Annotated in this window: 15 protein-coding genes, 1 rRNA gene, 4 pseudogenes and 1 other annotated feature; of the genes and pseudogenes, 4 read left to right on the forward strand and 16 right to left on the reverse strand. The window is 73.0% G+C overall.

Annotated features, from left to right (window positions below; all coding sequences use genetic code 11):
* Positions 1–124 precede the first annotated feature (124 nt).
* The 6 genes and pseudogenes from JKP75_RS24825 to steA form a co-directional block, all read right to left on the reverse strand.
* A pseudogene (locus JKP75_RS24825) lies at positions 125–580 on the reverse strand (glycosyltransferase family 4 protein); the annotation flags it as partial.
* Entirely contained in the window at positions 573–1,367 is a 795-nt protein-coding gene (locus JKP75_RS23250) for a lipid II flippase MurJ (RefSeq protein ID WP_309230078.1), read from the reverse strand. The pseudogene JKP75_RS24825 and the gene JKP75_RS23250, both read right to left, overlap by 8 nt.
* Before the next feature lie 100 nt (positions 1,368–1,467).
* A pseudogene (murJ, locus tag JKP75_RS23255) lies at positions 1,468–2,196 on the reverse strand (murein biosynthesis integral membrane protein MurJ); the annotation flags it as partial.
* Positions 2,193–3,029, reverse strand: a complete 837-nt coding sequence (locus JKP75_RS19720; protein ID WP_200491771.1) for a hypothetical protein — start codon at positions 3,027–3,029, stop codon at positions 2,193–2,195. The pseudogene murJ and the gene JKP75_RS19720, both read right to left, overlap by 4 nt.
* Positions 3,026–3,973: a copper transporter gene (locus JKP75_RS19725; protein ID WP_200491772.1), complete on the reverse strand. Its 948-nt coding sequence runs from the start codon at positions 3,971–3,973 to the stop codon at positions 3,026–3,028. Before JKP75_RS19725 ends, JKP75_RS19720 begins: the two co-directional genes overlap by 4 nt.
* Complete coding sequence (gene steA, locus JKP75_RS19730; protein WP_242471964.1) at positions 3,970–5,166, reverse strand: putative cytokinetic ring protein SteA; 1,197 nt, start codon at positions 5,164–5,166, stop codon at positions 3,970–3,972. The genes JKP75_RS19725 and steA overlap by 4 nt, the downstream gene beginning before the upstream one ends.
* A gap of 745 nt (positions 5,167–5,911) precedes the next feature.
* Between steA and JKP75_RS22240 the strand changes: the two genes are divergently transcribed.
* Positions 5,912–6,214 carry a hypothetical protein gene (locus JKP75_RS22240; protein ID WP_242473679.1) on the forward strand — a complete coding sequence of 101 codons (303 nt, stop codon included), beginning with the start codon at positions 5,912–5,914 and terminating at the stop codon, positions 6,212–6,214.
* 43 nt (positions 6,215–6,257) lie between these two features.
* Here the strand turns inward: JKP75_RS22240 and JKP75_RS19740 are convergent, their stop codons facing one another.
* The 6 genes and pseudogenes from JKP75_RS19740 to JKP75_RS19760 all read right to left on the reverse strand — a co-directional run bounded on the left by JKP75_RS19740 (position 6,258) and on the right by JKP75_RS19760 (position 10,815).
* On the reverse strand, positions 6,258–6,866 hold the full coding sequence (locus tag JKP75_RS19740) for a methylase (protein ID WP_242473674.1): 609 nt from the start codon (positions 6,864–6,866) through the stop codon (positions 6,258–6,260).
* A 166-nt stretch (positions 6,867–7,032) separates the two neighbouring features.
* Positions 7,033–8,376, reverse strand: coding sequence for a DNA repair protein RecN (locus tag JKP75_RS19745; RefSeq protein ID WP_309230079.1), 1,344 nt, complete (start codon positions 8,374–8,376; stop codon positions 7,033–7,035).
* A 283-nt stretch (positions 8,377–8,659) separates the two neighbouring features.
* Positions 8,660–8,821, reverse strand: a pseudogene (locus JKP75_RS24230) (hypothetical protein); the annotation flags it as partial.
* Entirely contained in the window at positions 8,796–9,839 is a 1,044-nt protein-coding gene (locus JKP75_RS19750; RefSeq protein ID WP_200493435.1) for an NAD kinase, read from the reverse strand. The pseudogene JKP75_RS24230 and the gene JKP75_RS19750, both read right to left, overlap by 26 nt.
* Positions 9,836–10,630, reverse strand: a complete 795-nt coding sequence (locus JKP75_RS19755) for a TlyA family RNA methyltransferase (RefSeq protein ID WP_200491777.1) — start codon at positions 10,628–10,630, stop codon at positions 9,836–9,838. The genes JKP75_RS19750 and JKP75_RS19755 overlap by 4 nt, the downstream gene beginning before the upstream one ends.
* A complete protein-coding gene (locus tag JKP75_RS19760) occupies positions 10,630–10,815 on the reverse strand; it encodes a hypothetical protein (RefSeq protein ID WP_200493436.1) in 186 nt (61 codons plus the stop codon). Before JKP75_RS19760 ends, JKP75_RS19755 begins: the two co-directional genes overlap by 1 nt.
* 203 nt (positions 10,816–11,018) lie before the next feature.
* Here JKP75_RS19760 and JKP75_RS19765 point away from each other — a divergent pair, with 203 nt between their 5' ends.
* Complete coding sequence (locus JKP75_RS19765) at positions 11,019–11,348, forward strand: alkyl sulfatase C-terminal domain-containing protein (protein ID WP_207147014.1); 330 nt, start codon at positions 11,019–11,021, stop codon at positions 11,346–11,348.
* A 170-nt stretch (positions 11,349–11,518) separates the two neighbouring features.
* Here JKP75_RS19765 and JKP75_RS19770 read toward each other — a convergent pair whose 3' ends face one another.
* Positions 11,519–12,667, reverse strand: a complete 1,149-nt coding sequence (locus JKP75_RS19770; RefSeq protein ID WP_200491779.1) for an HAD-IIA family hydrolase — start codon at positions 12,665–12,667, stop codon at positions 11,519–11,521.
* Between the two features lie 34 nt (positions 12,668–12,701).
* On the opposite strand from JKP75_RS19770, the pseudogene JKP75_RS19775 reads away from it, so the two are divergent.
* Positions 12,702–13,804 (forward strand): annotated as a pseudogene (locus tag JKP75_RS19775) (DUF1015 domain-containing protein); the annotation flags it as partial.
* A gap of 321 nt (positions 13,805–14,125) precedes the next feature.
* On the opposite strand, the gene JKP75_RS19780 reads toward JKP75_RS19775, so the two are convergent.
* Both JKP75_RS19780 and JKP75_RS19785 read right to left on the reverse strand, forming a co-directional pair.
* Positions 14,126–14,485 (reverse strand): single-stranded DNA-binding protein, encoded by a 360-nt coding sequence (locus JKP75_RS19780; protein ID WP_200491781.1) that lies wholly within the window; start codon positions 14,483–14,485, stop codon positions 14,126–14,128.
* Between the two features lie 92 nt (positions 14,486–14,577).
* A complete protein-coding gene (locus JKP75_RS19785) occupies positions 14,578–15,507 on the reverse strand; it encodes a tol-pal system YbgF family protein (protein WP_200491782.1) in 930 nt (309 codons plus the stop codon).
* Between JKP75_RS19785 and JKP75_RS19790 the strand changes: the two genes are divergently transcribed.
* Positions 15,487–16,377: a hypothetical protein gene (locus JKP75_RS19790; protein ID WP_200491783.1), complete on the forward strand. Its 891-nt coding sequence runs from the start codon at positions 15,487–15,489 to the stop codon at positions 16,375–16,377. The two genes, JKP75_RS19785 and JKP75_RS19790, sit on opposite strands and share 21 nt — an antisense overlap.
* 442 nt (positions 16,378–16,819) lie before the next feature.
* Here the strand turns inward: JKP75_RS19790 and rrf are convergent.
* Positions 16,820–16,936 (reverse strand): 5S ribosomal RNA (gene rrf / locus JKP75_RS19795).
* 107 nt (positions 16,937–17,043) lie between these two features.
* Positions 17,044–20,993: a sequence feature (most likely nonfunctional fraction of RNA operon), on the reverse strand.

Genomic DNA, 20,993 nt, shown 5'->3' on the forward strand with positions numbered 1-20,993 from the left:
GGCCCAGCTCGGCGCGGACCGCGGCGCGGTCGCGCTGCGCGGGGGCCAGGGGCGGGGCCAGCGCCGGGGCCACCCGCACGTCGCGGGCGCCGGCCCGGCGGGCGTTGGCCGCCAGGTCGCTGGAGACGGCGAGCACGAGGTCGGCGCCGCGCACGGTCAGCCGCTCCAGGGCCTGCAGCGCGCCGCGCAGCCGGCCGCCGCCCTCCTGCAGGGCGTTGTGCAGCGTGAGCACCAGCGGTGGGCGGGCACCGGGCAGCCGCAGCGCCGCCGCGGCCACGAGACCCGCGCGCAGGCCGTGGGCGTGCACCAGGTCCGCGCCGGCCAGCGCGCGGCGCAGCTGGAGCACCGCGCGCGCGTCGGCCACCGGCGCCAGGCCGGTGGAGATGCCCACCGGCGTGAAGTCCGCCCCCGATGCGGTGAAGCCGAACAGCTCCTCGGTCGCCGGGGCACCGCACACGCCGACGTCGGCGCCGGCCTCGCGCACCACCGGCAGCAGCGCCCGGACGTGCGTGCCGACGCCGCCGGCGCTGGTGGCCAGCACCTCGACGACCCGGCGACCGGCGAGCGGGCGCTCAGCCACGGTGCACCTCCTGCCGGTCGGGTGCGCGCAGGGCGCGCAGCGCGGCGGTCAGCGGACCGCGCGCGGCCCCCATCATGACGGCCGGGAAGACGACGAGCACGAGCGCTCCGGCCAGCACGCCGACACCGATGGCGGCGAGGACCCCGTCGCCGGGGACCGGGTCCCCGCCGAGGGACCGGGACAGGGCGAGCCCGGCGGCCGCTGCTGCCGCCGCCGCGACGAGCGCGGTCACCCCGATGCGGGGCAGGCCGCCGAGCGAGCCGGCGGGCGCGGCGCGGGCGACCACGACGAGGAGCGCCAGCCCGGCCACGGTCACCCCGAGGGTGTGCCCGGCGCCGAGCGCCGCGGCCCGGTGCTCGTCGGGCAGCACCGCGGCGAGGACGACGTCGGCGACGCAGGCCAGCAGCCAGCCGCCGAGCACGCAGGCGGTGGGCGCCTTCCAGAGCCCGCGCGCGTACAGCGCCCGGGTGAGGACGGCGACCAGCCCGTAGCCCACGAGCCCCGGCGCGAAGGCGATCGTGGTGTCGCGGAGGGCGGCCACACCGGCGTCGGAGCCCGAGCTCAGGAAGACCCGCGCCACGGGCCCCGCCCCGGCGACCAGCAGCGCGGCGGCCCCGGCCGAGGCGGCGACCACGAGCGCGGTCACCGGGGCCAGCGCCCGGGCGTACCCGTCGTCGTCGCCGAGCTCGGCCCGCTCGGCGAGCCACGGGTAGGCCGAGGTCGCCAGCGGCACGGCCAGTGCGGCCCACGGGACGAGGAAGAGCGTGAGCCCGGCGCCGTAGATCACCAGGCTGCCGTCGGGGGCGTCCCCGCCGGTGAGCCGGGATGGCGACGAAGGCGACCAGCTGCTGGCCGGCCAGCGTCAGCACGCCCGCGACGGCCAGCCGGCGGACCCGCGGCGCGGCGCCCACCGGGAAGCGCAGCGCGGGCCGCAGGCCCAGACCGAGGCGGCGCAGCGGGACGAGCAGGCTCAGGCTCAACGCCACCACGCCCAGCGTCGTCCCCACGCCGAGGACCAGCTCGGCCGCGCGGCTCAGGTCGCCGACCTCCCGCCCGCCGTCCATGGCCGCGAAGACCAGGTAGGCCCCGGCCACCACCACGCTGGAGAGCAGCGGGGCGATCGCGGGGGCGGCGAAGTGCCGGTGGGCCTGCAGCACGCCGGCCAGCACGATGCCCAGGCCGTAGAGCACGACCTGCGGGGCGAAGACGACCAGGAGCCGGGCGGCGAGGTCGACCTCCGCCTGGTCGCCCGGAGCCAGCACGCGGGCGATCGGCTCGGCGAACACGGCGATGAGCACGGCGAGCGGCGCCAGGACCAGCATCGTCCAGCCGAGCAGCGCCGACGCCGTCCGGCGCACCTGCTCCCGGTCCCCGACCGCGATCCCGCCGGCGAGCATGGGGACGACGAGGCTGGCCAGCGCGCCGCCGGCGACGACCTCGAAGACGATGTTGGGGACGGTGTTGGCCGCCTGGTAGGTGTCCCCGGTGGTGTCCGCGCCCACCGCGTTGGTGAAGACCAGCTGGCGGCCGAAGCCGGCCACCCGCGCCAGCAGCGTGAGGACGGCGATCAGCGCCGCCGCGCCGGCGACCCCCTGCGCGACCGTCCGGCGGGTCACGACGCCCGGCGGCCGAGCCGGTCCAGGTCCCGCAGGCCGGGAGTGGCCTCGATGACCCGCGTGAAGCTGACCTTCTCGCTGGCCAGCGTCAGCGCGACGACGCCGGCCAGCAGACCGGCCCGGCGGCCGCGCGAGGGCCCCGCGGCCAGGCGCAGGCCGAGCAGCGCCCCGAGGGCGTTGGCCCCGCTGTCGCCGAGCATGACCCGCTCGCCGAGATCGGCGGGCAGCACCGCGGCGGTGGCACCGAGCGGGCCGGCCACCAGCGGGCCGGCCGGACCAGCCAGCGTGGCCGCGGCGGTGAGCAGCCCGGCCTTCGCCGCCCGCCCGGGCCGGAGGTCGAGCAGGTTGACCAGGTTCGCGGTGCCGGCGACCAGGCCGGTGGTGAGGACGGCGTCGGCCAGCGCGCCGGTGCCGCGGCCCCGGGAGGTGAGCAGCGCGGCGACCGCTCCGGCGGCGCCGATCCCGGCGACCTTGACCGCGCCGGCGGAGACGCGGCCGGCCCGCAGGGCGCGCAGGTGCCCGGCCAGGCCCTTGTCCCGGGCCTGCTCCGGGCGGGCGCCGGCCAGGTCGTCGTACCCGCCGACCAGGCCGGACACCCCGCCGGCGACGACCGCCGCGGCACGCCAGCCCGCGGGCGCCCCCAGAGCGGACGTCGCGGTGGCGGCGGCGGCCAGGGCGGGGCCACCGAGCAGGGTCACCGGGCGGCCGGCGTAGTTCGTGCGCCGCCACGGCTCCCCGCGCTCGTCCGCCATGAGCGCGGCCGCGCCGGCGAGCGCGAGCCGGCCGGCGCCGGCCCCGGCGAGTGCGAGGGCCGCCCGGCTGCGCGGCCTCACGAGGTGGCGGGCCGCACCGGCGGCACCGGCTGGGTGTCCTCGCCGGTGCCGTAGGCGCCGGAGGTGCCCTCGCCCTCGGCGCGCAGCGCCAGCACGGTGCTGATCTGGCCGGCCGGCGAGCCCAGGTTGTCCACGGTGGAGACCGCCGCCGAGACGGTCGGGTCCTCCCGGATCGTGCCGATGAGGCCGTTGTCGCGCGCCGAGGCGGCGTCGCCGGCGACGACCGCGCCGGACCCGGCCGAGTCGAAGGCGGTCACCAGCTCGACCAGCGTCTGGTTCCGCTCGGCGGCCTGCGCCCCGGTGAACTCACCGGCGGTGAGGACCAGCGCGAAGTTGGCCGGGCTCACCGAGTCGCTGTCGGTGGTCAGCACCTCGAGCGCCGGCAGGCCGGCGAGCACGGAGGCGGTGGCGGCGGTGTCGGGGGCGGTGCCACCGGAGGGGATCATCAGCACCTGGGCGAGCAGCGAGCCGACCAGCCGGCCGGCGTCGTCGCCGTCGGGCAGCGTGACCCCGGCGGGCAGGCCCGCGCCGGTGACGTAGCTGCGCAGGCTGGACTCCGTGGAGGGGTCGGTGTAGGCGGGGGTGAGCGAGATCTGCCCGGAGACCGTGCCGCCGGCCTGGGTGATCAGCGCGCTGACCTCCTCGACGTCGCCGGTCTCGACCTCGGGGCTGGCGACGACGAGCAGCACGCTGCTCCCGGCCAGCGCGCCGTCCACCAGGGCGGGGGCCAGCGCGGACTCGAACTCGTCGGAGGTGTCCAGCGAGCCCTGCAGCTCCCGGGTCTGGTCCTCCAGCGACCGCTTGTCCTGCTCGAGGGAGTCGACCTGGGTCTCCAGCCGGTCCAGGATCGGCCCGTTGAGCTGGGTGGTGCCGACGACGATGCCCAGCGCGATCGCCAGGAAGACCGCGATCAGGGAGACCAGGTGGTAGCGGAAGTCGATCACGAGAAGAGGTTCTCCAGCCAGAACACGAAGCTGTTCCATTGGTCGAGCAGCAGATCGAAGTACACGCGTCCGGCCGAGGAGACGGCGAGGGTGGAGCCGATGGCGACGAAGGCCGCCAGCACCAGGACCACCAGCGCGGCGGTGGAGATGCGGCTGCGGTAGAGCCGGCTGACGCCCTTGGCGTCGACGAGCTTGCCGCCCAGGCGCAGCCGGGTGAGGAAGGTGGAGGCCATGCCGCCGCGGCCCTTGTCGAGGAACTCCACGAGGGTGGCGTGCGTGCCGACGGCGACGATGAGCTTGGCGCCCTTCTCGTCGGCCAGCAGCATCGCGATGTCCTCGCTGGTCGCCGCCGCGGGGAAGGTGATCGCGTCGACGCCGAGCTCCTGCACCCGCGGCAGGCCGGGAGCCCGCCCGTCGGGGTAGGCGTGGACGACGACCTCGGCGCCGGAGGTGAGCGAGGCGTCGCTCACCGAGTCCATGTCCCCGATGATCATCTCGGGCTGGTAGCCGGCCTCGATGAGCGCGTCCGCGCCGCCGTCGACGCCGATGAGCACCGGGCGGTAGTCGCGGATGTAGGACCGCAGCGCGTGCAGGTCCTCCTTGTAGTCGTAGCCGCGGACGACGATCAGCACGTGCCGGCCGTCGATCGGCGTCGTCACGTCGGGCACGCCGACGCCGTCGAGGAGCAGCGCGCGCTCGCGCTTCATGTACTCCATCGTGTTGGCGGCGAACGCCTCGAGCTGGGTGGAGAGCCCGGCGCGCGCCTCGGCCATGGAGGCGGCGACCCGCTCGGCGTCCTGTGCGACGCCCTCGGCGACGACCGTGCCGTCCTCGGTGAGCAGCTTGCCCTCGTGCAGCCGGACCTCGGCGCCCTCCTTGAGGGCGGCGAAGACGTCGCGGCCGACGCCGTCGAGCAGCGGGATCCCGGCGTTGACCAGGATCTCGGGGCCCAGGTTGGGGTAGCGGCCGGAGATGCTGGGCGCGGCGTTGACCACCGCGGCGACCTTGCAGCCGACGAGCGCGTCGGCGCTCACCCGGTCGATGTCGACGTGGTCGATGACCGCGATGTCGCCGGGGCGCAGCCGCTTGGTCAGGTTCTTGGTGCGGCGGTCCAGCCGGACGGTGCCAGTGACACCCGGTCCCGACTCCTGTGCCCGGCGACGTCCGAGGGTGCCGATGCGCATGGCCTCCATGCTTTCACGGGGGCGTGACCGGCCGGTCCACCGACGCGCGAGCGCGACCCGTCGGTCACGCAGAGTGCACGACACCGCGGGGCGCGCGACACGCCAGCGTCGGCGCCGTCGGTGCTCGCGCGGGACCGTTACCGAGTCGTGACTAGCGTGGCGCGCGTGACTGGAGTGGCCCGCGCTGTGCCCCGTACCGACCCGCTTCCCCCTGTGCCGACGGCGCCGGCGACCGACCGCACGCCGTCGGTCCCCTCGCCGCTGATCAGGGCGTTCCCCACCGCTCCCCCGCCGCCCGAACCGCCCGCCGAGGTGCTGGACGGCGGTCCGGACGAGACCTCCGGCGCCGCGGACGCTGCGGGCTCCGCCGACCCCGGTGCACCTGCCGGCGCCGCCGGTGCCGATGCGGCCCGGCGCGCCGCGCGCACCCCCGGACGACGTGAGCAGCGTTACCAGGAGACGCGGGCCCGGATCGTCGACGCGGCTGCCGAGCTGTTCGCCGAGCGGGGCTTCGACGCGGTGAGCGTGATCGAGATCGCCAAGCGCGCGGGCGTGGTCGAGAAGACGGTGTTCAACCACTTCCCGGTGAAGGAGGGCCTGGTCTTCGACGCCGATCCGCCGATGCGCGAGGCGCTGCTCGACGCGGTGCGCTCCCGCCCGTCGGGCGAGTCGGTGTCCGCCGCGGCCGGGAGCTTCGTCGTCGCCGCCGTGGGGCTGCTCGGCGCGCCGGAGGCCGCCGAGGGCGTGCGCCCGCATGGCGCGGGTCATCCGAGGCAGCCGGACGCTGCAGGTGCGCGAGCGGGAGATCCTGGGCGAGCTCACCGACGCGCTGGCCGGCCTCATCGCCGAGGAGACCCGGGCGTGGCCCGGTCAGGTGGAGCCGTGGCTCGCCGCGCACGCCGTCCTCGGGCTGTACGCGTCGCTGCTGGAGCTGGCCCGCGACCGCGTGCTCGCCGGGGTCACCGGACCGGAGCTCTCCGGCGAGCTGCGCCGCCAGGGCCGCCGGGGCCTGGCGCTGCTCCAGTTCGGTCTCGCCGGCTACGCCAAGCGGCGCTGACGCTCCCGGGGAGCGGGGCCCTGCGGGCCCCGCTCCCCGGGGCTCACAACTGCAGGGCCCGCAGCAGCTGGTCGGCGCGGTCGCCGGGGACGTCGGGGTTCCGGGTGAACAGGGCCACGGCGACCATGTACTCGTCGTCGCCGGCCCAGCCGCGGCCCTCGGCGACGAGCCGGCGGATGTGGTCGCGCACCTTGGGCTCGCTGCTGTAGGTGCCGTAGTCCAGGCCCATCGCGAGGAAGTTCGCCACCCGGTAGCCGGCGTCCTCGGCGGTGCGGATCGTGGTCAGCGGGTCGGAGTAGCTGGCGACGGCGGCGATCACGTTGTCGTAGCCGCTCTTGAGCAGCTGCAGCACCAGGTCGTTGCCGTGCACCCCGCCCCAGAGCTCGGGCATGAGGATGTCGCGGTCGGGTGCGGGGATGTAGGGCGGGTTGGAGATCACCGTGGCGATCTGCGGCCCGCCGGAGGCGTCGGCGTGGTCGAAGAAGTTCCCCAGCTCGACGGTGTAGCGGTCCTCGACGCCGCGGGCGCGGATGTTCTCCCGGGCCTTGTCGACCGAGGGCGGGCTGATGTCGAAGCCGCGGACGCGCAGGCCGGGCAGGCTCGACACGACGTCGGAGATGGCGGTGGCGTCACCGCTCCCCAGCTCGACCACGCCGTCGCGCTCCCAGCCCAGCTGGTCCCGGTAGTGCTCGGAGGAGCATGCAGACGGAGAAGCCGTAGTGGGCCGACTCGTCGGCCGAGGAGAAGCAGGTCACCGCCCGGCCCTACCCCGCCTCTGACCTCGGCAAGCGCGGATCACCCGACCGGGAACGGCCGGTTCAGCCGCGCGCTTCCGCGGCGACGGCCAGCAGCTCGCGGGCGTGCGCCTGGCCGGTGTCGCTGTCGGCGAGCCCGGACAGCATGCGGGCGAGCTCCCGCACCCGGTCGTCGTCCTCCACGGCGCGGATGTCGGTGGCGGTGACCCCGGCCCCGGTGTCGGGCGACTTGTCGACGACGAGGTGCGTGTCGGCGAAAGCGGCCACCTGCGCGAGGTGGGTGACGACGACGACCTGGTGCTGGCGGGCCAGCCGGGCCAGCCGGCGGCCGATCTCGCCCGCCGCCTGGCCGCCGACGCCGGCGTCGACCTCGTCGAAGACCATGACCGGCACCGGGTCGGCGCCGGCGAAGACCACCTCGATGGCGAGCATGACGCGGGAGAGCTCACCGCCCGACGCGCCCTTGTGCACCGGGCGGGCGGGCGCGCCCGGGTGGGCGGCGAGCAGCAGCGCCACCGTGTCGATCCCCTCGGGGCCGGGCTCGTCGGGGTGGCTGTCGATGGAGAAGGAGACGCGGGCGCTCTTCATGGCCAGCCCGGCCAGCTCCCGGCCCACCTCGGCGGCGAAGCCCTCCGCGGCGGACCGGCGGCCCGCGGAGATCTCCGCGCCGAGCGCGTCGACCTCGGCCCGGGCGGCGTCCCGCTCGGCGGCCAGCTGCGCGAGGGCCTCGTCGGAGACGTCCAGCTGGGCCAGCCGCTGCGCGGCGTCGGCGGCCCACGCCAGCACCCCGCCCACGCCCTCGCCGACGTCGGCGTACTTGCGCACCAGGCCGGTGATCAGGGCCCGCCGGTCGAGCACCTCGGCCAGCCGTGCGGGGTCGGCGTCCAGGTCGGCCACGTACCCGGCGAGCTGGCCGGCGACGTCGGAGACCACCGCGACGGCGTCGGCGAGGTCCTGGGCGAGCATGACCAGCGTCGGGTCGTCGGAGCCGGCCAGCGACCGCTCGGCGATCGCCAGCGCCGCCGTCGCGTCCTGCGGCGCCTCTTCGCCACCGAGGTCGCCGGTGACGTCCCCGACCAGGGCCAGGCGGGCCTCGTCGGCGGCGGCGCGCAGCGCGTCGGCGTCGCTGAGCCGCTTCACCTGGGTGGCCAGCACCTCGTCCTCGCCGGGCTCCGGCGCCACGGCTTCGATCTCCTCGAGCCCGTGCCTCAGCACCTCGGCGGCCTGCGCCAGCTCGCGCGCCTGGGTCTGCCGGCGCTCCAGATCGGCGACCGCCGCCCGCCAGCGGTCGTGCGCCTCGCGGTAGCTCTCGAGGGCCGCGAGGTGCTCGGGCCCGGCGTAGCGGTCCAAGGCGCGGCGCTGCTCCGCGGGGCGGGAGAGCCGGAGCTGGTCGGTCTGGCCATGCACTGCGAGCAGGCTCTCGGCCAGCTCGGCGAACGACGCCCACCGGCACGCTGCGGCCGCCGAGGAAGGCCCGGGAGCGGCCCTCGGCGCTCACCGTGCGGGCCAGGATCAGGCTGCCGTCGTCGTCCGGGTCGGCACCGGCGTCCGCGGCGCGCTGCCAGGCCGGGGAGTCGGCGGGCAGCGCCAGCCGGCCCTCGACGCCGGCGCGGCCGTTGGCCCGGACCCGGCCCGGGTCGGCGCGGCCGCCGAACAGGAGCGTGAGGCCGGTGACGACCATCGTCTTGCCCGCGCCGGTCTCCCCGGTGACCACCGTCAGCCCGGGGCCCAGTTCGAGGGTGACGTCGTCGATGGCGCCCAGGCCCCGGATGCGCAGCTCGGTGAGCCGCCCGGGGCCGGTCGCCTCGGGGGCCGGCGCGGTGCGCTCAGACGTGGTCGTGCGTGCCGCCACCGGCCGCCTCCCCTCCGGCCACGACGTCGCCGAACCGGTCGACGACCTCGCGGGTCAGCACGTTCCGGCTGGTGGTGAGCTCGTGCCCGGGCCCGGCGTGCCGGGCGTCGCGGAAGCCGCGCACGGGGAGCCCGAACTTGGCCACGAGGCGGTCGCCGAAGGTGGCCGCGTGCACGCGGGCGATCCGCACGGGGCGGGTCGCCTTGCGGACGTCGACGCGCCCGCCGTCGGGGACGCTGACCATCCGCCGCCCGTCGGCGGAGACGCGGGCGCGGTTGCCGTCGGCGGGGATCGAGACGGTGAGCACCGAGTTCGGCGAGGTCACCAGCGGCCGGGCGAACAGGGCGTGGGCGTTGGTCGGCACGAGCAGCAGCGCCTCGACGTCGGGCCACACGACCGGGCCACCCGCGGAGAAGGCGTAGGCGGTGGAGCCGGTGGGGGTCGCGCACAGCACGCCGTCGCAGCCGAAGCTGGTCAGCGGCCGGCCGTCGATGAGGATGACGACGTCGAGGACGCGGGAGCGCTCGGCCTTCTCGATCGACACCTCGTTGAGCGCCCAGGTGCCGCCGACGACCGCGCCGTCGGCGTCGACGACGTCCACCTCGATCGCCAGCCGCTCCTCGACGGAGTACTCGCAGTGCTCGATGGCCTGGAGCGTCTCCTCGACCGCCTCGGGCTCGGTCTCGGCGAGGAAGCCGACCCGGCCGAGGTTGACCCCCATGAGGGCGGCGTCGGTGAACCGGGCCAGCTCGGCGGCGCGCAGGAACGTGCCGTCGCCGCCGAAGACCATGACGATCTCGGTGTCGCGCGCGGCGTGCGCGTCGGCGGGCACGATCTCGGCGCCGTCGATGTGCAGCTCGCGTGCCTCGTCCTCGAGCAGGCGCACGACGATGCCGCCGGCCTGCAGCCGGGCGGCGGAGCTGCGGGCCAGCTCGACGATGTCGTGCCGGCCGGTGTGCACGGTCAGCAGCACGCGCCGTGGCTGCGGGGCGGTGCCGCCCTCGCTGGTCGGACTCACTGCGGTCCCTCCTGGACTGCTCGACGGACGTCGTGCTCCTGCACCGGCCCCGCGTCGCGGCGCAACCACAGGAAGAACTCCACGTTCCCGGCCGGCCCGGGCAGCGGGCTGGCGACCACGCCGGCGGTCCCCCAGCCCAGCTCGGCCGCGGCCGCGGCCACCTCGAGGACGGCCTGCACCCGGTGCTCGGGGTCCCGGACGACGCCGCCGGCGCCGAGCCGTTCCCGCCCGACCTCGAACTGCGGCTTCACCATCGGCAGCAGGTCGGCCCCGGGGCCGGCGCACGCGGTGAGCGCGGGCAGCACCAGCCGCAGCGAGATGAACGACAGGTCGGCAACGACGAGGTCGACGGGACCGTCGATCGCCTCGGGGGTCAGCGTCCGCACGTTGGTGCGCTCGTGGACCCGCACCCGGTCGTCGGTGCGCAGCGACCAGGCCAGCTCGCCGTAGCCGACGTCGACGGCGACGACCTCGGCGGCGCCGCGGCTGAGCAGCACCTCGGTGAAGCCCCCGGTGGAGGCGCCGGCGTCCAGGGCGCGGCGGCCCTCGACGGCGACCGGGAACGCCTCGAGCGCACCGAGCAGCTTGTGCGCGCCGCGGGAGACCCAGCTGGGCTGGTCGGGATCGGTGCGGACCACGACGGGTTCGCCCGCGTCCACGCCGGTGGCGGGCTTGGTGGCCGCGCGCCCGGAGACGGCGACGCGGCCCTCGGCGATGAGCGCGACCGCGTGCTCGCGGGAGCGGGCCAGACCGCGGCGCACGAGCTCGGCATCGAGCCGGCGACGCACCATCAGAGCTGGTCGATCGTGCCGAGCTCGCGCTGCAGCCGGCCGTGCTCGGCCTCGAAGACGGCCACGTGCTCGGCGACGGGGCGCTGCTCGAGCTCGGCGAACCGGTCCGCCCCGGTGCGCTCCGCGTCGACCGCGGCCGGGCGCGGCGGACCCGGGACGGGGCGCTGCGTGCTCGGCTCGGTCATCGTCATCGCTTCCTGCGCTGGAGGTGGTGGCGGCCGGTCGTCGGGGCGGACGCCGGACTGCGGCCGGGTGCCGTCGCACCGGCCGCGTGCCCCGCCGAGGTTACCGGTCACCGGCGACGGGGCACGGCGCGACGAGGGCAGGCGATAACGTCTGGCGCCCGGTACGTCCCGACATCGGCAGGAGAACCGCCCCCGTGGCCACGATGGACGAATGCCTCACCGCCCTGCGGGGCATCCTCGGCGACCTCGCGGCGAACCCCGCGGCCGCCGGCCTCGACCGCAGCCTGTCGTGCCGGTTGACCGATCTGCAGCAGGTGGTCGTCGGACGGCTGAGCTCCGGCAGCGTCCGGGACCTCGAGGTGCTTCCCGACGGCCCCGCCGTGGAGAAGGCCGACATCCGGCTGACCATGACCAGCGACGACCTCGTCGCCCTGACCGGCGGCCGGCTGTCCTTCGGCTCGGCGTGGGCGTCGGGCCGGGTGAAGCTCGAGGCCGGCCTGCGCGACATGCTCCGGCTGCGCAAGCTGCTCTGACCGCGCTCGCACCGTCCGGGCCGCGCGCCCGACCCTGACCGCACGGCGTCCCGCCGCACGCCGGCACGCGTGGTCCGTCCCGTCCGCGTGGTCGCGCGCCGTCTCCCGTGGTCCTGTTCCGTCCGCGTGGCCGCGCGCCGTCTCCGTGGTCCCGGGCCGTCGTGGCCCAGTCAGCCGGTGCCGAGCCCCCAGTTCCGCAGCGCGGTCGATGCCTCGACGCCCTCGCCGAGCACCCTGGCCGGGGCACCGCCGTCGGGGTGCCGGATCCAGTGCGCCACGCACAGCGCCCGCAACCCGTCCAGCCCGTCGAAACCCCGCACCGCGCCGTCGGACCCCTGAGCGGCCCCGTCCGGATCGCGCTCCGCGCCGTCGGCGCGCGCTCTCCCGTCGCCGGCCGGCTCGTGCACCAGCAGGAGCCCGTCCGACTCGGCCGGCCGCACGACCCAGTCGCCGCACCGCCACCCCACCGCGTCAGCTTGCACCGACGGGTGCACGTCGAGCAGGCCTGCGGCGTCGTGCGCGAGGTGGTCGGGCCGGTGCTCGGGTACGGCGGCGAGCAGCGTCGCGGCATCGGTGACGCCGGAGAGCACGAGCAGGCTGGCCGCGCCCGCCCGCTGCGCGCCCTCGATGTCGGTGTCCAGCCGGTCCCCGACGACCAGGGGCCGCTGCGCTCGGGTGCGCCGCACGCACTCGGCGTGCATGGCCGGGTCGGGCTTGCCGGTGACCAGCGGCGGACGCCCGGTGACCGCGCTGACGACCCCCACCATCGCCCCGTTGCCCGGCAGCGGACCGCGCGGGGAGGGGATCGTGGCGTCGGCGTTGGTGGCCACGTGCCGCGCACCGTTGCGCACCGCGACGACCGCCTCGGCCAGCTGCGCCCAGCCGACCTCCCGGCCGTAGCCCTGCACGACGGCGTCCGGCTCGTCCTCGGCCCGCTCGACGACCTCCAGGCCGGCCGCGCGCACGGCGGCCGCCACCCCGGGCCCGCCCACGGGCAGGATCCGCGCCCCCGGCCCCAGGAGCTCGAGCACCACCGTCGCGGCCGCCTGGGAGCTGGTGATGACGTCGGCCGCGGCCGCCTCGACCCCCAGCTCGGTCAGGTGTGCGGCCACCTCCTCCGGCGTCCGGGCGGCGTTGTTGGTGACGAAGCCCAGCCGCATGCCGCTGCGGCGGACCTGCTGCAGCGCCCCGGGGACTCCGGGTACCGCCTCGGAGCCGACGTAGACCACGCCGTCGAGGTCCAGCAGCGCGACGTCGTGCTGTTGGGCGAGGGGGCCGGGCGAGCCGGCCGCGAGCGGGCTGCGGCGCGGGTCGGGCATCGCGTGGCCTCTCCTTCTCGATCTGCTGTCGTGGATGTGCTGTCCTGCGGGTCCGACGGCCGGTACCGCGGGCGCCACCGGCGCATCCGCGCGGCGCTCCTACGATTCCCTGGTGCCCTCGTCGTCGCCGGACCACCGCCCGTCCGATACCGCGACGGGCCTGGAGGTACGCCCCTTCCGGGCGCTGACCTACCGCGTGCACGACCCGGACCACCTGGCCCGGGTGAGCTCGCCCGCCTACGACCTGGTGACCGCCGCCGGCCGGGAGCGCCTGGCCGGCGCCGATCCGCACAACATCGTGCGGCTCATCCTGCCCGAGCCCGGCGTCCCCGCCGATCCCGCACCGGCGGGCGGAGCCGGGACGGCGCCGGCCTGGGCAACCCGGGCGGCGCGGATGCTCGCCGCGTGGGAGGACGAGGGCGTCCTGGAACGGGACGAGCGATCGGCGCTGTGGGTCTACGAGCTGCAGCCCGCCGACGGCGACGCCGCGACGGTGGGCTGGCTCGGCGCCGTCGGGTTGCCGGTGCCGGGCTCGACCGCGGTCCTCCCCACGAGGACACCTTCCCCGACGCCGTCGAGGGCCGTCGCGCGCTGCTCGCCGCCACCCGCACCGACCTCGAGCCGATCGTGCTGGCCCACGACCCGGATCACGAGGTCGCCGTGCTCACCGACCGCGCCCGCCGGAGCGAGCCGACGCTGCAGGTGCTCGACGACGACGGCGTCCGCCACCGGCTGTGGCGGGTGACCGACCCCGCGCTGATCGGCGAGCTGGCCGGGGCGTTCGGGCGCACCGGCGCCGTCATCGCCGACGGCCACCACCGGTTCGCCGCCGCCCGTGCCCACCAGCGCACCGACCCCGGCTGCCCGGGGTGCGACGCCGTCCTCGCGCTGCTGACGCCGATGGGCCCGGGCGGGCTGCGCGTGGCCGCGATCCACCGGGTCCTACCGGACCTCCCGCTCGACGACGCTGCCCGCCGGGCAGCGGTCGGCTTCGCCGTGAGCGAGCTCGCGCTGGACCCCGACCGGCCGGCGGCGGTCGCCATCACCGCGGCTGTCGACGCCTGGCTGGCCGAGCCGGACGCTCTGGGCTTCCTGGTCACCGACGGCTTCCGCCTGCTCTGCCTGCGCGATCCGGGAGCCCCCGTGCGCGACCGGGTGCCGGCCGAGGCACCGGCCGCCTGGCGCGGACTCGACGTCGTGCTGGCGCACAAGGGGCTGATCGAGGGGTTGTGGGCGCGGGCGGACGAGCCGGGCAGCGTGCTCATCGCGCACACCGTCGAGGAGGCGCTGCGGACGGCGGGCGAGCGCAACGGCGTCGCCCTCCTGCTCCGCCCGCCCTCCCCGCCGACGTCGCCGCCGTGGCGCGCGCCGGGGCTCGGATGCCGCGCAAGTCCACCTTGTTCGTGCCCAAGCCGCGGACCGGCCTCGTGCTCCGGCCGCTGGACGACTGATCGCGCCTCACGCGATGCGCTCGGTCGCCGGCCCCGAGGCGCGGGGCACCTTGCGCCCACGCCGGCAGTTGACCTCGCACACCGAGGCGGTGCCGGATCCGGTGCGCCAGAACCGCCGCTGGAGCGCACCCTCGATCTCCACGACGTCACCGGGCTGCCAGGCCGCCACGCGCCGCTGCAGCGACTTGTCGTAGGTGATGCAACTGAGCACGTCGACCGTCTGACCGCGTGGCCGGGGCTCGGGCCGGCGCACCACCAGCCGGAAGGTCACCAGGGTGTCCCCGCTCGGCAGGGTGCGGACCTCTGCCGGTGCGGACAACCGTCCCCGTAGCACCACGTCGTTCCGGTCGATCACAGCCACGCTCATGCTCAGAGCCTGGATCGGCCGGGGGCCCCGGCACAGGGGCGTGCCCCATCTGTGGACGCGGGCGGCGGGTGTGGACACCCGCCGCCCGGTTGTCAGCTGTCCGTGCTGCCGGCTCCGGAGTCCGCGTCGTCACCGGTCTCACCCAGGAGCTCGGCCACCTCGGCCTCGACCTCGTCCTGGAACGACCGGCCGCCGGTCGGGAATGCGCCGGCGTCGGCTGCTGACTCCTCGGCTCCCGGCTCCTCGTCGTCGGACCGCTCGAACTCGGCCTCGATCGCTGCCTCGAGTGCCTCGGCGTCGTCGAGCTCGGCGTCCTCCGGGTCGATCGCCGCGTCGGTCTCCTCCGGCGCGGCGTCGCCACCTGACAGGGTCTGATCCTGGTCGGCGCCCTCGGTCTCGGCCTCGAGGTCGTCGTCCTCGTCGTCGTCGATGAGGTCGTCGAGGTCGGTGAACTCGACGGAGTCCGCGAGCGCCTCGGGGTCGACGGCGACGATCGCGTCGTGCCACTGCTGCGCGAGGTCCTCCTCGCCCTGGGCGGAGAGCAGGTCGGCGTAGGCGGCGGCGAAGCGCAGCCGGATGTCGTCGCCTTCGGTGAGGGAGTCCGGCGTCGGGCGTCCACCCAGCGCCGCCTCGAGGACGAGCCGGGCGGCGGCGTCCTCGCCGAGGTCGCGGCGCGCGCCGGCCTCGACCAGACGCAGCTCGGCCGTCTCCTCCTGGTCCGGCTCCTCCGTCAGCGCCTCGGCGACGAGCCGCAGGGCGACCTCGGGCCGACCGAGGGCCCGCTCGCAGTCCGCCAGCACCGCGCGGTAGCCGTGGTCGCCGCTCATCCGCCGGTAGGCACGGAGCTCGCGCGCCGCCTCGGCGTAGTCACCGGCGTGGTAGGCGGCCACGCCGACCGCCTCCCGGACGACGGCGACGCGGGAAGCCCGGTCGCGCGCCGCGCGGGCGTGCGCCAGGGCGGTCTCCGGGTCCTCGTCGATCAGCGAGCCGGCAGCGACGAGGTGCGCGGCGACCTTGTCCACGCCGCGGGGGTCGAGACCCTTCAGCGCGGTACGCACCGCGGGGTCGAGCTCGCGAGGGTCGGCCCACTCGGGGAGCTCGGGACCGGGCGGCAGCGGCGGACGACGGTCCTGCCGGTCGTCGGGACGCGGACCCCGCGCGGGGGCGCCGCGGCGGTCGTCGCCGGGACGGCGGTCCCGCCAGTTCCCGGCACCGCCCTCCGGACGGCCGGACCGCTGCGGCCGGTCGCCGGACGGGCGCCGGTCCTGCCAGTCGCCGCGCTGCGGGCGGTCACCGGAGGGGCGGTTCTGCCAACCACCACCCTGGGGACGGTCACGCTGGGGGCGGTCCCCGGCGGGGCGACGGTCCTGCCACTCGCCACGCTGCGGGCGGTCACCCGGGGGGCGACGGTCCTGCCAGTCCCCGCGCTGCGGGCGGTCGCCGGACGGACGGCGGTCCTGGTAGCCGCCACCCTCGCCGCGCTGCGGGCGGTCACCCGAGGGGCGACGGTCCTGCCAGTCCCCGCGCTGCGGGCGGCCACCGGACGGACGGCGGTCCTGGTAGCCGCCACCCTCGCCGCGCTGCGGGCGGTCACCCGAGGGACGACGGTCCTGCCACTCGCCACGCTGCGGACGGTCACCCGAGGGACGGCGGTCCTGCCAGCCGCCACCCTGCGGGCGGTCGCCTGCCGGACGACGGTCCTGCCAGCCACCACCCTGGGGGCGATCACGCTGCGGACGGTCACCCGAGGGACGACGGTCCTGCCAGCCACCACCCTGGGGACGGTCGCGCTGGGGACGGTCCCCGGACGGGCGGCGATCCTGATAGCTGCCACCCTGCGGGCGGTCAGTCGAGGGACGACGCTCCTGCCAGCCACCGCGGTCGTCACGTGACGACCCGGCGCCGCGAGCACCACCGCTCGTCGGCCGGCCACCCGGACGTCCGCGGGCATCGCCCCGGTCGTCTGCACCGCGACGCGGGCTCGAGTCGTTGCCGCGCTCGGCGAAGTAGCGGGCGTCCCGGTCGCTCTGCGGACGCGGAGCCCGGCGCTCGCCGTCCCCGCCGTTCCCACCGCGGCCGCCGGCGACGTTGCGCGGGGCGCCGGGTCGACCGGAAGCGCCGGCCGGGCGCTGGGCGCGGGAGCCCGGGCGGCCGGAGCCGGCGCCGGAACGGCCGCTACCGGAGCCGCGCGGGCCGTCAGAACCGCGTCGCGGAGAAGTCATCGTCGGGGTACCTCATCACATAGCGGCGCACTCACAAGCCGCCGAAAGCTGAACAACGGACAACGCGAACGGGGGCCAGAGCACGTGGCTCTGACCCCCGTTCGTAATGGTTGTCCGGCGGCGTCCTACTCTCCCACCCCGTCTCCAGGGCAGTACCATCGGCGCTGAGAGGCTTAGCTTCCGGGTTCGGAATGTTGCCGGGCGTTTCCCTCTCGCCATGGCCGCCGTAACTCTGTGAACTTGAACCATGCCTGGTTCGTGCGTTCAGAACCGCACAGTGGACGCGAAGCAATCTTGTTATCCGGCTCTTACTCACACAGGCCCGAGTGGGTGTGTGTGGTCAAGCCCTCGGCCTATTAGTACCGGTCAGCTCCACACCTTGCGGTGCTTCCACTTCCGGCCTATCAACCCGCTGGTCTGGGCGGGGGCCTTACCCGGTTGACCCGGTGAGAGACCTCATCTTGAAGCGAGCTTCCCGCTTAGATGCTTTCAGCGGTTATCCCTGCCGAACGTAGCTAACCAGCAGTGCACCTGGCGGTACAACTGGCACACCAGAGGTTCGTCCGTCCCGGTCCTCTCGTACTAGGGACAGCTCTTCTCAAGTCTCTTACGCGCACGGCGGATAGGGACCGAACTGTCTCACGACGTTCTAAACCCAGCTCGCGTACCGCTTTAATGGGCGAACAGCCCAACCCTTGGGACCTACTCCAGCCCCAGGATGCGACGAGCCGACATCGAGGTGCCAAACCATCCCGTCGATATGGACTCTTGGGGAAGATCAGCCTGTTATCCCCGGGGTACCTTTTATCCGTTGAGCGACACCGCTTCCACATGCCGGTGCCGGGTCACTAGTCCCAGCTTTCGCTCCTGCTCGACCCGTCGGTCTCACAGTCAAGCTCCCTTGTGCACTTGCACTCGACACCTGATTGCCAACCAGGCTGAGGGAACCTTTGGGCGCCTCCGTTACATTTTGGGAGGCAACCGCCCCAGTTAAACTACCCACCTGACACTGTCCCTGATCCGGATCACGGACCGAAGTTAGACATCCAATTCGACCAGAGTGGTATTTCAACGATGACTCCACGAACACTGGCGTGCCCGCTTCACAGTCTCCCACCTATCCTACACAAGCCGAACCGAACACCAATATCAAGCTATAGTAAAGGTCCCGGGGTCTTTCCGTCCTGCCGCGCGTAACGAGCATCTTTACTCGTAGTGCAATTTCGCCGAGCCTGTGGTTGAGACAGCTGAGAAGTCGTTACGCCATTCGTGCAGGTCGGAACTTACCCGACAAGGAATTTCGCTACCTTAGGATGGTTATAGTTACCACCGCCGTTTACTGGCGCTTGAGTTCTGAGCTTCGCCTTACGGCTAACCCGTCCCCTTAACGTTCCAGCACCGGGCAGGCGTCAGTCCGTATACATCGTCTTACGACTTCGCACGGACCTGTGTTTTTAGTAAACAGTCGCTTCTCACTGGTCTCTGCGGCCACCCACCGCTACCCCGCGCAAGGCGGTTGACAGTAGATGGCCCCCCTTCTCCCGAAGTTACGGGGGCATTTTGCCGAGTTCCTTAACCACAGTTCGCTCGATCGCCTTGGTATTCTCTACCTGACCACCTGAGTTGGTTTGGGGTACGGGCCGCTCGGAACTCGCTAGAGGCTTTTCTCGGCAGCATAGGATCATCCAATTCGCCTCATTCGGCTATGCGTCAGGTCTCACCCTGTATGCGGGACGGATTTGCCTACCCCGCGGGCCACACCCTTGCACCGGTACTACCACTCACCGGTAGGACTACCTTCCTGCGTCACCCCATCGCTTGCCTACTACCAGTCCGGGTCCCAGCCTCCCCACACTCGCCTCACAAGTGAGGACCGGTGGATCGGGTGGTTAGCATCGCTGGGTTCAGCATGGGCGTTCCTTCGCGGGTACGGGAATATCAACCCGTTGTCCATCGACTACGCCTGTCGGCCTCGCCTTAGGTCCCGACTCACCCTGGGCGGATTAGCCTGGCCCAGGAACCCTTGGTCTTCCGGTTGTTGAGTTTCTCACTCCCCTCTCGCTACTCATGCCTGCATTCTCACTCGCGTGGCGTCCACGGCTGGATCACTCCGCCGCTTCGACCGCCACACGACGCTCCCCTACCCATCCACACACCTGGCCGGCCCACACAAGGACCGACAGGAAAAGCATGAATGCCACGGCTTCGGCGGTGTGCTTGAGCCCCGCTACATTGTCGGCGCGGAATCACTTGACCAGTGAGCTATTACGCACTCTTTCAAGGGTGGCTGCTTCTAAGCCAACCTCCTGGTTGTCTCTGCGACTCCACATCCTTTTCCACTTAGCACACGCTTAGGGGCCTTAGCCGATGATCTGGGCTGTTTCCCTCTCGACTACGAACCTTATCGCCCGCAGTCTCACTGCCACGCTCTCACTTACCGGCATTCGGAGTTTGGTTGACGTCAGTAACCTTGTGGGGCCCATTAGCCATCCAGTGCTCTACCTCCGGCAAGAAACACGTGACGCTGCACCTAAATGCATTTCGGGGAGAACCAGCTATCACCGAGTTTGATTGGCCTTTCACCCCTACCCACAGCTCATCCCCTCAGTTTTCAACCTAAGTGGGTTCGGTCCTCCACGCGGTCTTACCCGCGCTTCAACCTGGCCATGGGTAGATCACTCGGCTTCGGGTCTAGGGCACGCGACTGAATCGCCCTGTTCGGACTCGCTTTCGCTACGGCTACCCCCCACGGGTTAACCTCGCCACGTACCACTAACTCAGGCTTAGCGGGTGGTCCCGCCAGATTCACACCGAATTTCACGGGCTCGGTGCTACTTGGGATGACGCTCGGGAGAGCACATGTTTTCGTGTACGGGGCTCTCACCCTCTACGGCGACCCCTTCCAGAGGCCTTCCACTAACACGTGCTTTTCTCACTCCCTGAGTGCTCGGCAGAACACTCGGAACGGTCCCACGACCCCGACCACACAACGCCTGCCGGCTATCACATGCGATCGGTTTAGCCTCATCCGCTTTCGCTCGCCACTACTCACGGAATCACGGTTGTTTTCTCTTCCTGTGGGTACTGAGATGTTTCACTTCCCCACGTTCCCTCCACACGCCCTATGTGTTCAGGCGCGGGTCACACCACATGACTGGTGCGGGGTTCCCCCATTCGGAAATCCTCGGATCAACGCTCGGTTGACAGCTCCCCGAGGCTTATCGCAGCCTCCTACGTCCTTCATCGGCTCCCGCCGATCCCGCCTTCGACGGCTCCCTCCACAAGGGTTGGGCCACCGGCTTCGGGCGTTACCGACTTTCGTGACGTGACGGGCGGTGTGTACAAGGCCCGGGAACGTATTCACCGCAGCATTGCTGATCTGCGATTACTAGCGACTCCAACTTCATGGGGTCGAGTTGCAGACCCCAATCCGAACTGAGACCGGCTTTTTGGGATTCGCTCCACCTCGCGGTATCGCAGCCCTTTGTACCGGCCATTGTAGCATGTTTGCAGCCCTAGACATAAGGGGCATGATGATTTGACGTCATCCCCACCTTCCTCCGAGTTGACCCCGGCAGTCTCCTATGAGTCCCCACCATGACGTGCTGGCAACATAGAACGAGGGTTGCGCTCGTTGCGGGACTTAACCCAACATCTCACGACACGAGCTGACGACAACCATGCACCACCTGTGCACGGCCCTTACGGACCCACCATCTCTGGAGGATTTCCGTGCATGTCAAGCCTAGGTAAGGTTCTTCGCGTTGCATCGAATTAAGCAACATGCTCCGCCGCTTGTGCGGGCCCCCGTCAATTCCTTTGAGTTTTAGCCTTGCGGCCGTACTCCCCAGGCGGGGCGCTTAATGCGTTAGCTGCGGCACGGAACTCGTGGAATGAGCCCCACACCTAGCGCCCAACGTTTACGGCGTGGACTACCAGGGTATCTAATCCTGTTCGCTCCCCACGCTTTCGCTCCTCAGCGTCAGTTGTTGCCCAGAGACCCGCCTTCGCCACCGGTGTTCCTCCTGATATCTGCGCATTTCACCGCTACACCAGGAATTCCAGTCTCCCCTGCAACACTCTAGTCTGCTCGTATCGACTGCATTGCGCAATATTCCCCACTGCTGCCTCCCGTAGGAGTCTGGGCCGTGTCTCAGTCCCAGTGTGGCCGGTCACCCTCTCAGGCCGGCTACCCGTCGTCGCCTTGGTAGGCCACTACCCCACCAACAAGCTGATAGGCCGCGGGCCCATCCTCAGCCGATAAATCTTTCCACCACCAGACCATG

This window comes from Blastococcus sp. TML/M2B (genome assembly GCF_016612865.1).
Classification (GTDB): Bacteria; Actinomycetota; Actinomycetes; order Mycobacteriales; family Geodermatophilaceae; genus Blastococcus.